The following is a 12904-nucleotide window of genomic DNA, read 5'->3' on the forward strand; positions in this document are numbered from 1 at the left end:
GAGGTTTTAGTTCGAACATTGTCGTTCTTTCACATGAACATAAAAAAGCAGCATTAAATGCTGCTTTTTTTGATGCTACTATTTGTTACTTCAATTTATCAATTCAATTTATCAATTCAATACACGATACTTTTATAGCGTGGCCGTTAAGCCTTGGTTAATGTCCGCTAAATCTTGTTCAGTAATCGTTCCGCCAGCGCGTTTTAGTGCTAATACATTTTGAATGTAATCATAACGAGTAGAAGATAAGTTACGTTTTGCATTGTATAGGTTTCTAGTGCTGTTAAGTACATCAACAATGGTACGAGTACCCACTTCAAAGCCTGCTTCAGTTGCTTTTAATGCGCTTTGTGCGCTCACTACTGATTGCTCTAATGAACGTATGGCTGATACTGCGGCAATAACGGTATTGTAGGCGTTACGTGTATTTCGCACTACGTTGCGATGTGCTTGTTCCATATTCTGGCTTGCGGCAACATAATTGCTTTGTGCTTGACGAACACTGCTTGTTATTGCGCCGCCTGAATAAATAGGCACAGATAAAGCAATGCCAATTGAGTGGCTATCTAGTGATGGATTATTAAAGTTAGCACCGTTGACTTCATTATCTTGATCGCTGCTACCGTAGCTGCCCGTTAAGCTTAACGTTGGGTAATGTCCTGATCTAGCAATGTTGATATTCTCTTTAGCAATATCAATACTGATTCTTTCTGCGATTAATTCTAAGTTTTTAGCTTCTGCAGTTTGTTGCCATTCGTTAGCACTATCAGGAGATGGGCGAGAAGTACTGAAGCGCTCAGTATTTAAAATATTTAAATCACGAGGATAAATATTGGTGATAACACGTAAAGCTTCTTCGGCATTAAAAACCTTATTTTCGGCTCTGATTTCATCCGTTACGGCATTATCATATTGCGCCTGTGCTTCATGAACATCAGTAATTGCGGTTAAACCAACAGAAAATCTTTGTTTAGTTTGTTCTAACTGGCGTTCGATAGCTGTTTTTTCAGCAATTGAGAATTCTAAATCATCTTTAGCGCTTAATACTTGAAAATATGCTTGTGTAACGCGGACAATTAAATCTTGTTTGGCTAACTGGTAAGTAACATCACTTTGGTGGGCAACTTTTTTGGCATTATCGAGTTTTAACCAAGAGCTATGATTATATAACTGCATGTCTAAGTTAATACCGTAACGAGTAGTATCACTTTTATTCGTTAGAAGTATGCCTGATGATTGGCCAGTATCTGATGTAGGAATAAATTCACTTTCACTTTCTGTATAGCTTGCTGATGCACTTAATTGTGGCAATAATATAGCTCTAGCTTGTTCAATACCTTCTTCTGTCGCTAAAAATTGCGCATGTGCTCTAAGAACAACCGGATCATTGTTTTTTGCTTGCTGATATACTGACAGTAAATCTTCGGCATTAGCTAAAGCGCTACTTGCAGCACATGCAAAGCCAATAAATAGTGCGGTTATTGTTTTTTTCATCTTGAAGCGATTCCTGTAATAATGAACTTGCTATTATCTTTCTAATTGTAACTATCTTATCGCGAATAGGGAATTAGCTAAATAAAATAAGTGTTTAGGGAAGTACTCTAGTGTAACAAAATGTTAAGTGCGAGTGAATCGAAAATTATTTAATTAAACAGAAGAGAGTGAATCATGAGTATGACAAAAGATCCTTTATTACGCTTTAGTTTAGCGGATGTTGAGGTCGTTGAAAAATCGAGAAAATTTCAAGGTTTTTTCGCAATTGATGAGTATCTGTTTCGCCATAAGCTTTATGCGGGTGGCTACAGTAAAGTATTAAAACGAGAGGTTTTTGAACGAGGAGATGCTGTTGGGTTATTACCTTATGATCCGAAAACAGATTCGGTAATATTAATTGAACAATTTCGCTCAGGGGCATTGCGCAGTAACACAGGTCCTTGGCAGTTAGAGCTTATTGCCGGCATGTTTTCAGAAAATGAAATACCACTAGACGTCGCGATTCGCGAAGCCAAAGAAGAGGCTAATTTAGATTTAGCGCCTGAAAACGTGACTAAAGTGATGGATTATCTTTCAAGCGCTGGCGGTATGAGTGAATGTATTCATCTTTATTGTGCGTGTGTAGATAGCGAAAATGTTTCAGGTGTTTATGGTTTAGAGTCAGAAGGTGAAGATATTTTAGTCCACGTGGTTTCGCGAAAAGATGCACAGAAATTACTTGAACAGGGAAAGATCCTTAATGCTGCCACTATTATTGCGTTACAATGGTTAGATCTAAATCTTGATAAGCTTAAATCAAGCTGGAAATAAATGTCTGTTGTTGCAAAAAAATATCGCCCACATTTACCAACGTTAATGTCCTTGTTTGAGGTTAATTATATGTTGCTGCTGCGTGTGCTTGCTGATAAAGAATTGGTCGGAGAGCAGCGCTGTTTCTTTATTTCTGACTTTTTAAGTTATCGAGTTCAGATTAATGAAGTTACAAAATACACAACATTACTGACGATTAACCAAGAAGCAAATATTCACGGCTATAATTTAACCGCATTATTTCGTCCGAAAATGGTGATTCGCTTGTATCATGACGCCCGCATGGCTGAAGTGATCAGTAATCAAGATGTAAAGCAGATACAGCCACGTTATGATTACCCCAATGACAAAATGCATTTACCTGATGAAAAACAACAAGTGAACTATTTTTTAAAAGAATGGTTACAGCTTTGTTTACAATTAGGCCAAGTGCATATCAATATGACTAAAAACTCTTAAGCTGATGTCGCAGAAAATGATCCCTAAAGCACTTACCGTAGCGCAATTGAGTGACAGTCACTTGTTCGCAGATCGCAATGGCAAACACCACCAAGCGAATGTATACCAAAATTTAAAAAATGTGCTGTTGGCAATTAAAAAACAGCCATTGATAGATGCCATTGTTTTCACGGGTGATTTAACTCAAGACCATACAGCAGCATCTTATCAACTGTTTGTTCATGCTTTTGAAGAATGTGAAATTACTACACCGGTCTATTATGTGGCGGGAAACCATGACGAACCAGCACTGCTAAAACAGCACCTTGCCCGTGCACCATTTTGTCAAAATAGCGTAATCGAAAATGATTATTGGCAAGTATTGTTGTTAGAAAGTAAAAGTGCGACCCCTGCAGGTGTTATTGATGAAGTGGAATGTGATAGGGCGGGCAGTATTATTAACTCAACCAAATCGCAATTGTTATTAACCCATCATCATGCTGTTGATGCTGGTTTTTTTATTGATCAACATGGTTTGCTTAATAAAGCACCTTTGCAACAATTACTAACAGCGTATCCTTCAATTAAAGCACTTGGTTGTGGTCATATTCATCAAGCATTAACTTTGCCGGTAAAGCTGCCTCACAGAGAGATAAGTTTATATACCTGTCCTGCTACATCAATTCAGTTTGATGTAAATTCAGAGACTGCGAAGTCGAATGGACAACCACCAGGCTATCAACTATTTACCCTTAAGGATACAGGCGAAATAACCTGTACAGTGTTCTTTGTCTAAACATAAAGAGAAAACAAGTCACGATGATTAATATTTTATACATTCATGGTTTTAACTCGTCGCCACTGTCGATGAAAGCGGAGAATACGCGGAAGTATTTTGCACAACATTTTCCTGAAATAAATTTTCACTGCCCACAAATAGCGTCTTCACCTAATGCGGCTATTAAACAACTTGAAGATATTATTGCCCTTGAGCCTAGTGCTAACTGGTTATTAATGGGGTCATCTTTGGGCGGCTACTTTGCTACTTACTTAGCTGAAAAATATCAACTACAAGCTGTGCTGATTAACCCTGCGGTTAAGCCATTCGAATTAATGACCGATTATCTCGGTGAACAGGTAAACCCTTATACAAAAGAGCGCTATCAAGTTAACGTACAACATATCGTTGAACTAAAAGCGCTCGAACAGCAAAATATATCTAAAAATAATTACTTGGTCATGGTACAAACCGGTGATGAAGTGTTAGATTACCAACAAGCCGTTGAAAAATACCGCCATTGCCAATTGGTGGTGGAGCAAGGTGGCGATCATAGTTTTATTAACTATGAAAATTCCTTGCCTAAAATCGCGTTATTTTTCAATTTACCACTATTACAGCCTAATGATCAGAACATATAAATGAGCGAACAATATAATTCCGACTCCATTGAGGTCTTAAGTGGCCTTGACCCTGTACGCCATCGTCCTGGCATGTATACCGATACCACGCGTCCTAATCATATAGGCCAAGAGGTTATCGATAACTCTGTTGATGAAGCATTAGCAGGGCATGCACAAAATATTACTGTGATTCTTGATAAAGATCAGTCATTAGAAGTTATTGATGATGGCCGTGGTATGCCAATTGATATTCATCCAGAAGAGGGAGTGTCAGGGGTAGAGCTTATTTTTTGTAAGTTGCATGCCGGCGGTAAGTTCTCCAATAAAAATTATCAATTTTCTGGTGGTTTGCACGGTGTGGGGATCTCTGTCGTTAATGCCTTGTCTACCCGAGTAGACGTGTCAGTTAGGCGTGATGGTAAAGTATACGAAATGGCTTTCGAAAGTGGCTATAAAGTAGAAGAGTTAAGAGAAACGGGCACAGTGGGTCGTCGTAATACCGGTACACGTGTTAAATTTTGGCCAGATGCTAGTTACTTTGATTCTGCCAAGTTTTCAGCTCGGAGACTTGTGCATTTATTAAAAGCCAAAGCTGTACTTTGTCCTGGGTTAACCATTAAGTTTCATGATAAAAACGAAGATGAAAAATATCAATGGTGCTACGAAGATGGTTTAGTCGATTACTTAAAAGAGTCGGTTAAAGGTTATGAAAGCTTGCCTGAAGAACCTTTTGTGGGCAGTTTTACTTCGCAACATGAAGCGGCTGACTGGGCGGTGACTTGGTTACCTGAAGGTGGCGAGTCTGTTGGTGAAAGTTATGTAAACTTAATTCCGACAGTACAAGGCGGAACGCATGTTAACGGGCTGCGCCAAGGCTTATTAGAGTCAATGCGTGAATTTTGTGAATTTAGAAACTTGATGCCACGAGGTGTTAAGTTAACGCCAGATGATATTTGGGATAAGTGTTCTTATATTCTTTCAGTAAAAATGGAAGACCCACAATTTGCCGGTCAAACGAAAGAACGACTTTCTTCTCGCCAATGTGCAGCATTTGTTACTGGGGTAGTAAAAGACTCTTTTAGTTTATGGTTGAACGAGCATACAAGTATTGCGGAAACATTAGCTGAATTTTGTATCTTTAATGCTCAACGCCGTTTACGTGCTAGCAAAAAAATTATTCGTAAAAAAGTCACCCAAGGGCCCGCCTTACCAGGTAAGTTAACGGACTGTGGTAGCCAAGATATTTTGCGTACTGAGCTATTTTTAGTTGAGGGTGACTCGGCGGGCGGTAGTGCAAAACAAGCAAGAGATCGTGAAATTCAAGCTATTATGCCGCTGCGGGGTAAAATTTTAAATACTTGGGAAGTTGACCCAGGACAAATATTAGCTTCAGAAGAAGTACATAATATTTCTGTGGCTTTAGGTATTGACCCTGATAGCGATGATTTGTCGGGACTACGTTATGGTAAAATTTGTATTCTTGCCGATGCCGATTCCGATGGTTTACATATTGCGACCTTACTTTGCGCGCTATTTACTCAACATTTCCTGCCTTTGGTACAAGCTGGGCATGTTTATGTTGCTATGCCGCCACTGTATCGTGTTGATGTGGGTAAAGAAGTATTTTACGCCCTAGATGAAGCAGAAAAAGACGGTATTTTGGACCGTATAGAAGCAGAGAAAAAGCGTGGTAAAGTCAACGTACAACGATTCAAAGGTCTAGGTGAAATGAATCCGTTACAATTACGTGAAACTACCATGGATCCGAACACGCGTCGCCTAGTACAGTTGACTGTAGATGACCACTCAGAAACCATGGAATTGATGGACATGTTACTCTCTAAAAAGCGGGCAGGCGATCGTAAAAATTGGTTGCAATCTAAAGGTGATATGGTTGAATTGGATTGATTTTCATCGCTTTATTAACATAGAGCGATGAATCCATTTTATTAATAAGTGTTAAATCGTTTTACACTAATTTAGCATTAACTAAACATTAACTAAAAAAGGTATAGCCGCCAGACTATACCTTTTTGCGTTTATAGGAGAGTTTATGATTGAGCATCGTCTTTTACGCAGTATATGTCATGCGTCTGTGGGCACTAATGACTTAACGGGGGCAAAATCATTTTACACGCCAATATTAGCCATTTTGGGTATAGAGTTGGTCAGCGAATATGAACACGCGGTAGCATACGGTAAAGGCTATCCAGAATTTTGGCTGCAACAACCTTTTGATAAAATGCCGGCGACACTGGGTAACGGTGTTCATTTTGGTTTTGTGGCCTTAAGTAAAAAACAAGTTGATGACTTTTATCATTGCGCAATTGCCTTAGGCGGACGTTGTAATGGCGAACCAGGGGCAAGGCCAGAGTATGGTGACCCTTATTATGGTTGTTTTATTATTGATCTTGATGGTAATAAAATAGAAGCCAGCTATTGGCAAATGACTGAAAAATAATGTTAAAAATTATTTTAGCATGCTATTGTTATCGAAATATTTTTCACTAAAAATAATAGTTTATCATTTACACTAATTCGTTTTATACTGTAATTTGTACATTATCGCGTAAGCTGTTGGGGCGAGAATTTGTTGAAAAGCGTTGTAAAATTAATCTTTCAAAATAGTGCCCCCATTCTGTTTTTTTTATTGTTAATATCTTGTAAATCAAATGCTTTGCAGTCATTAACGGATAATGACTTTAATACATTTTTGATACGGGCAGAGCAGCTCAACAACAGTGATCCCAAAGCCGCATTAATTTTATTAAATAAACACAAAGAAGCCTTAAGCACCCAATCTATCACCAACCAAGTGAATTACTATCGTATTCAGTCTGCGGCGTATGCCGACCAAGCCCTTTATAGTTTAAGCGAAGCATCGTCAGAGTTAGGCTTACAACTCGCTAAAAAAATGAATAACCCAAGCATATTTATCGCAGACCTTGCATATACAAAAGGTTTTTCAATGGAGAGCCTTGGTGATTTCGACGGCGCTTTTCAGCTTTATCAAAATGGTTTAGACGTCGCACGCTCAATGAATGATCAGGAATTAACCGCTCGAGGTTTGATCAATATTGGCGCGATATTATATTTAAAGAAAGATTTTAAACAATCACTCATAATTCTGAATCAGGCATTACAAATTGCTGATCAATTATCAGATGATGCCTTGTTAGGTGATATTAATAGTGAATTGGGCATTTTATATGGTTACATAGGTGAAAAAAGTCAAGCCAACACCTATTTTGAACAGGCCTATCAATACTTTAAGAAAGCAGGTAAGCATAATTATGCGCTTAATAGTTTGCATAATGTTGCTATAAATCATACGAACCATGAGCTTTATGAAGAAGCAATTATAGTTAATAGAATACTGGAAAGTGAAATTCAGCCTAATACTAGCAATCAATTTATTGCTAGTATTTATCGAAACTTATCAAGAGCGTTGTTGAAAAAAGAAGAGCCAGATATTGAAAATGCGTATCGGTATATTATTCTTGCGGGCGAGTACGTTAAAGAAGTTGAGCAGCACTATGTAAAGCTTCAATATTTGATAGAAAAAGCCTTTATACTTGAAAAAATGGAAAACTATCAAGAAGCATTACATAACCTAGAGCAAGCGCAAGTTTTACTCGAAGGAAAATCGAGTGAGGTTTATGATACCAGTGCATTAAATTTACTCAATTTAAGTGCTAGGTTGCATTATGCTTTAGGCCATTACAATCAAGCATATAAAATTCAATCGCAATACTTAACTCAGTCAATAGCTTATAAAAAGGTACGTGAAACCACCGAAATTGATGAGTTAAGATTACAATATGAAAGTGAAGCCGCTCATCGTCATAGAATTATACTAGAGAAAAAACAACGCTTACAAAACTTACAGTTACAACAAATGACCCTGGCGGCTAAGAATCGTCAAGCACTTGTGGCCGTGTTAGCTGTTTTTACGTTGGTATTAGCATGGTGTTTGTTTAGAATTGTTAAAGGCCAAAGAAGGTTAATTCGGGCAACGAGAACTGATGTTTTAACCGGGGTCGCAAATCGTCGTAGATTACTCGAATTAGGCGAAACATATTTCTCGACAGCGAAGTCGAATAAGCAGGCTTTTAGTGTGTACATGATCGATATTGATTTCTTTAAACATATTAATGATCAGTTTGGCCACAGCATTGGCGATAAAGCATTGAAGGAAGTTGCGCTTCAAGGTCAACGTTTAATGAGAGAAAATGACTTTTTTGGCCGCTATGGCGGTGAAGAATTTATCGCGTTATTGCCAAATACCTCTAAGAGTGAAGCCATTGAGGTGGCACAGAGCCTGAGAAAAAATATTGAAAGTGCGAAATGGAAAACTCAACAGATAAAGAAATTAACGATAAGCATTGGTGTTACTACTTTTGAGCAAGACAATTATGCTAACTTTTCAACCTTATTAAAAGCTGCACACGAGCAACTTAGCAAAGCTAAGCAGTCTGGTCGTAATAAGGTTAGCTGTGATGAATAAAGCTATTTTGTTACGGGTCGCCGCATTCGTTGGTTTATCTTTATTAATGAATGCTTTAGCCAATACTAGTGCAATTGCTGAAGAATTTCAGGGTAAGCAACAGGGAGCTAATATACTCGAAAGCTCTGATGTTCAGCCGCAAGAGTCACTGGAAGTTTTGGCTGTAAATGCAGAAATATTATCGCTAGTAAGCTTAAGTGAGCAAGACAAAGCTGCTGCACAAATAGAGTTATTAGCGTTGAATGAGTCTTCGGTGAGGCTTAATGTTGCAGAGCAATACTTACTACTTGTTGTACGCGGCAATATAGCTAACTTACCAGGCCAAGAGCATAAAGTGATTAATTGGCTCAATAAAGCGATAAAGCTTGAGCCGTCGCTGGCTAAAAAACAACTCGATACTCCTTTATTTGCTAATATTTATCTAACATTGGCAAACCTTTATGAAAAACAAGGCGAAGATCAGCAGGCTTATGACAGCAAAAAACAATACATTGAAAAGTATTTTTCGCACTTAAAAGAACAAAAAGAACATCGGGTTAAGCAACTCAATGAAAAATACAATATAGAAAAAAAGCGTGAAGAAAATGAGTTACTTACCCAGAACAGCCAAATAAAGCATTACGCACTAGCAAGTGCAGAGTCGGAGCGTATTCAGCAGCATCGTAATATTGCTATTTTTATTGTTGCTGGAATGGTCTTGTTTTTGCTGCTTTTACGACAGTTTAAAATTCGAAGAGCGTTAAAGTTACTCGCCAAAAGAGACAGTTTAACGCGCTTGCCTAATCGTCGCTCTTTCTTTTCCAGTGGCGATAACTATATGACACAAGCACTGACAGCTGATAAAGAGCTGAGTGTTTTGATGATGGGCATCGATAACTTCAAAACTATTAACGATGAACTTGGACATGAAGTTGGCGACAAGGTTATTTGTCGTGTTGCGGTATTAGCTAGCGAGACTATGCGCTCAAGAGATTTTTTCTCCCGTATTAGTGATGAAGAGTTTGCCGCGATTCTGCCAGATGCCAGTATTGAGCAAGCACGTGCAATTGCAGAACATATACGTGAAAAAATTCAAAACGACACTAAGGTAAATCAAATAAATAATCTTCAAGTTACTGTCAGTATTGGCATTGCCAGCATTCAAGATGTTAAAGGGAACTTTGATAACTTATTACATGCGGCAGATATGGCTATGTATCAAGCAAAAGCCGATGGTCATAACCAAGTGTGTAGCTATTCTACCGATATAAAAGAAAATTAAATTATCAAATTTCTATGACATTTATCGTCTAAAAGTGTTCTTTCCACCGGTATAATCAGCTAAGCTACCCCCAGAACAATAATAATAAAAGTTACGCTTAATAATTCGGCATTAATCGAACTTTTTAGGAAAATACTTCATGTCAGATGCAATCGACTTTAGTTTAGACGGTATTGAACAGCGCCCATTAAGACAGTTCACTGAAGAAGCATATTTAAATTACTCTATGTACGTCATTATGGATCGAGCTTTACCGCATATTGGTGATGGCTTAAAACCGGTGCAACGTCGTATTGTTTATGCAATGTCAGAGCTTGGCTTGTCGGCATTAGCAAAATATAAAAAATCTGCCCGTACTGTTGGTGACGTATTAGGTAAATTTCATCCCCACGGTGACTCTGCTTGCTATGAAGCTATGGTATTAATGGCGCAGCCATTCTCATACCGATACCCGTTAGTTGACGGGCAAGGTAACTGGGGCGCACCAGATGATCCAAAATCTTTTGCGGCCATGCGTTATACCGAAGCGCGTTTATCACGCTTTAGTGAAGTGTTACTGGCAGAATTAGGTCAAGGAACGGTTGATTGGTCGCCTAACTTTGATGGCACCATGAAGGAGCCTAAAACCTTACCTGCGCGTTTACCGCACATATTACTCAATGGTATTACCGGCATTGCGGTGGGTATGGCGACAGATATACCGCCACACAATGTCAGAGAAGTGGCCAATGCGTGTATTCACCTTATTGAACAACCCAAGGCAGAGCTGTCGGAACTACTCGACTTTATCCAAGGGCCCGATTACCCAACAGACGCTGAAATTATAACGCCTAAAGCCGATATTGAAAAAATCTATCAAACCGGTCGCGGTAGCATAAAAATGCGTGCTGTCTATGAACAGTTGCATGGGGAAGTGGTCATTACCGCACTGCCGCATCAGGCATCAGGTGGAAAAATATTAGAACAAATTGCCAATCAAATGCAGGCCAAAAAGCTGCCAATGGTGATTGATTTGCGTGATGAATCAGATCATGAAAACCCGATTCGTTTAGTTGTTGTTCCACGTTCAAATCGTGTTGATATCGAACAACTTATGCAGCACTTGTTTGCCACCACAGATTTGGAAAAAAACTTTCGTGTTAATTTAAACATGATTGGTTTGAACAATAAGCCTGCCGTTAAAGATATTAGAACAATATTAAGTGAATGGTTAGAGTATCGACGTGAAACCGTGCGTCGTCGCTTACAATATCGCTTAGATAAAGTTTTGGCACGCCTGCATCTTTTAGATGGTTTATTAATCGCCTATCTTAATATCGATGAAGTTATCGAGATAATTCGAGGATTTGATAACCCGAAAGCGGAGTTAATCTCTCGTTTTGCTCTTTCAGAAGTCCAAGCCGAATCGATACTAGAAATTAAGCTTCGCCAACTTGCCAAGCTTGAAGAAATTAAGATCCGTGCTGAGCAAGCAGAATTAAATATAGAACGTGAATACCTTGAGAAAATTCTTGGTTCTAAAGCTCGCATGAATACCTTAATGAAAAAAGAAATTCTAGAAGCCGCTGAAAAATATGGTGATGATCGCCGCTCCGTTATTGTTGAGCGCAGTGAGGCAAAAGCCTTATCTGAAAAAGATCTTATGCCAAGTGAGTCAGTGACCGTCGTTGTTTCTCAAAAAGGTTGGGCACGTTGCGCTAAAGGTCATGACATTGACGCAGAAGCCTTAAGCTATAAGTCAGGTGATGAATTTTTATGCTTAGCCAAAGGGCGTAGTAATCGTCCTGTGGTGTTTATTGACTCCGCTGGTAGGGCGTATGCCACTGACGCCCATAGTCTTCCTACAGCGCGTAGCCAAGGTGAACCGCTAACAGGGCGTTTTAATTTGGCCAGTGGTGAATACTTTGAAAAAGTACTTATGGCCGATGACGACTGCCGTTACTTATTAAGTAGTGATGCAGGCTATGGCTTTGTTGGCAGCTTTGCCGATATGGTGAGTCGTAATAAAAATGGTAAGGCATTATTAAGTTTATCTGCGGCCGCGAAGGTGATGACGCCAAAAGTGATCAGCAGTTTAGACACAGAGTTAGTGCTTTCAATTACTTCGGAAGGACGCATGCTGGTTTTTCCTATTAAAGACTTACCTATTTTAAGTAAAGGTAAAGGCAATAAAATTATTAATATTCCGACAGCAAGAGCGAAAGCGCGCGAAGAATATGTAACATTGCTCGAAGTTTTACCCCCTGGTAGCGCTGTTACCTTGCATGCTGGCAAACGCAAGCTCACACTAAAAGCTAGCGATATTGAGCATTATAAAGGAGAGCGAGGTCGTCGAGGTAATAAACTACCAAGAGGTCTACAACGGGTTGACCGTATTGTGGTAGAACAGACAGCTCCGGATATCGAGCCCGAAATCCCTGAAATTTAATCCCTCAGAGTTATTACTGATTAAGCCTTAAGCGTTATTTCTTAGGGCTTTTTTATGTTTGTCAGCTTAGCTGAGAAGTATAAAATAAATCAATGAGGGGTGATATTGGTATTGTTGTGCTTTAATGAATTAGTTTATCAAGGTGCTATAGAAAATCAATGGGAACAACGTTAGTGGTGTTGTTGTTGTTGTTGTTGTTGTTGTTGCAAAAATTAATTTTTTCAATCAATAGTTATAGAAGTCTAACAGTGCCGTATGAATGATTATTTAATATTGAAGATACAATGCATCAGACACAAAAAACCGTAATTAAGTGTTTTTTTCAATATAGGCTGTTACCAACCCATGGCCAAATCTATAAGTTACTAGGTATAACTAATGGGCTAAAAAAGGACTTTATCTTGTTGACCGGGGGGAATCGAACCCCCGTCCGAAAAGCCTACATCCTCGGTATTACATACTTAGTCGATTTTTTATGTAACCACTTGGACGACAATCGACAGGCTTCCTCATGGTAAACTTAATACTATTTCACGGCTCTATCAATTAGTCAGGGGTATTGATA

General features: G+C 38.8%; 10 protein-coding genes. 9 read left to right on the top strand and 1 reads right to left on the bottom strand.

The window, feature by feature from the left end:
• Positions 1–132: 132 nt before the first annotated feature.
• Positions 133–1494, bottom strand: a complete 1362-nt coding sequence (tolC, locus tag A3Q33_RS12780) for an outer membrane channel protein TolC (RefSeq protein WP_081180287.1) — start codon at positions 1492–1494, stop codon at positions 133–135.
• A gap of 174 nt (positions 1495–1668) precedes the next feature.
• On the opposite strand from tolC, the gene A3Q33_RS12785 reads away from it, so the two are divergent.
• The 9 genes from A3Q33_RS12785 to parC all read left to right on the top strand — a co-directional run bounded on the left by A3Q33_RS12785 (position 1669) and on the right by parC (position 12339).
• Entirely contained in the window at positions 1669–2304 is a 636-nt protein-coding gene (locus tag A3Q33_RS12785; protein ID WP_081180288.1) for an NUDIX domain-containing protein, read from the top strand.
• A complete protein-coding gene (locus tag A3Q33_RS12790; RefSeq protein WP_081180289.1) occupies positions 2305–2763 on the top strand; it encodes a DUF1249 domain-containing protein in 459 nt (152 codons plus the stop codon).
• A gap of 16 nt (positions 2764–2779) precedes the next feature.
• Positions 2780–3538 carry a metallophosphoesterase gene (locus tag A3Q33_RS12795; protein ID WP_231295666.1) on the top strand — a complete coding sequence of 253 codons (759 nt, stop codon included), beginning with the start codon at positions 2780–2782 and terminating at the stop codon, positions 3536–3538.
• A 23-nt stretch (positions 3539–3561) separates the two neighbouring features.
• Positions 3562–4161 (top strand): YqiA/YcfP family alpha/beta fold hydrolase, encoded by a 600-nt coding sequence (locus A3Q33_RS12800; RefSeq protein ID WP_081180291.1) that lies wholly within the window; start codon positions 3562–3564, stop codon positions 4159–4161.
• Positions 4162–6051, top strand: coding sequence for a DNA topoisomerase IV subunit B (gene parE / locus A3Q33_RS12805; protein WP_081180292.1), 1890 nt, complete (start codon positions 4162–4164; stop codon positions 6049–6051).
• 145 nt (positions 6052–6196) lie between these two features.
• Complete coding sequence (locus A3Q33_RS12810) at positions 6197–6604, top strand: VOC family protein (protein WP_081180293.1); 408 nt, start codon at positions 6197–6199, stop codon at positions 6602–6604.
• 129 nt (positions 6605–6733) lie between these two features.
• The gene (locus tag A3Q33_RS12815; protein WP_081180294.1) at positions 6734–8650 is read left to right on the top strand and encodes a tetratricopeptide repeat-containing diguanylate cyclase; all 1917 of its coding nucleotides are present in this window, start codon (positions 6734–6736) and stop codon (positions 8648–8650) included.
• Positions 8643–9911 carry a GGDEF domain-containing protein gene (locus A3Q33_RS12820; RefSeq protein WP_081180295.1) on the top strand — a complete coding sequence of 423 codons (1269 nt, stop codon included), beginning with the start codon at positions 8643–8645 and terminating at the stop codon, positions 9909–9911. The genes A3Q33_RS12815 and A3Q33_RS12820 overlap by 8 nt, the downstream gene beginning before the upstream one ends.
• Before the next feature lie 139 nt (positions 9912–10050).
• The gene (gene parC, locus A3Q33_RS12825) at positions 10051–12339 is read left to right on the top strand and encodes a DNA topoisomerase IV subunit A (protein ID WP_081180296.1); all 2289 of its coding nucleotides are present in this window, start codon (positions 10051–10053) and stop codon (positions 12337–12339) included.
• The last annotated feature ends 565 nt before the right edge of the window (positions 12340–12904 follow it).

The sequence above is a fragment of the Colwellia sp. PAMC 21821 genome (assembly GCF_002077175.1).
In the GTDB taxonomy this organism is placed as follows: Bacteria; Pseudomonadota; Gammaproteobacteria; order Enterobacterales; family Alteromonadaceae; genus Cognaticolwellia.

Excerpts from the sequence above, each read along its gene's own strand:
- tolC (WP_081180287.1), bottom strand. The coding sequence starts at position 1,494 with ATGAAAAAAACAATAACCGCACTATTTATTGGCTTTGCATGTGCTGCA.
- A3Q33_RS12785 (WP_081180288.1), top strand. The coding sequence starts at position 1,669 with ATGAGTATGACAAAAGATCCTTTATTACGCTTTAGTTTAGCGGATGTT.
- A3Q33_RS12790 (WP_081180289.1), top strand. The coding sequence starts at position 2,305 with ATGTCTGTTGTTGCAAAAAAATATCGCCCACATTTACCAACGTTAATG.
- A3Q33_RS12795 (WP_231295666.1), top strand. The coding sequence starts at position 2,780 with ATGATCCCTAAAGCACTTACCGTAGCGCAATTGAGTGACAGTCACTTG.
- A3Q33_RS12800 (WP_081180291.1), top strand. The coding sequence starts at position 3,562 with ATGATTAATATTTTATACATTCATGGTTTTAACTCGTCGCCACTGTCG.
- parE (WP_081180292.1), top strand. The coding sequence starts at position 4,162 with ATGAGCGAACAATATAATTCCGACTCCATTGAGGTCTTAAGTGGCCTT.
- A3Q33_RS12810 (WP_081180293.1), top strand. The coding sequence starts at position 6,197 with ATGATTGAGCATCGTCTTTTACGCAGTATATGTCATGCGTCTGTGGGC.
- A3Q33_RS12820 (WP_081180295.1), top strand. The coding sequence starts at position 8,643 with ATGAATAAAGCTATTTTGTTACGGGTCGCCGCATTCGTTGGTTTATCT.
- parC (WP_081180296.1), top strand. The coding sequence starts at position 10,051 with ATGTCAGATGCAATCGACTTTAGTTTAGACGGTATTGAACAGCGCCCA.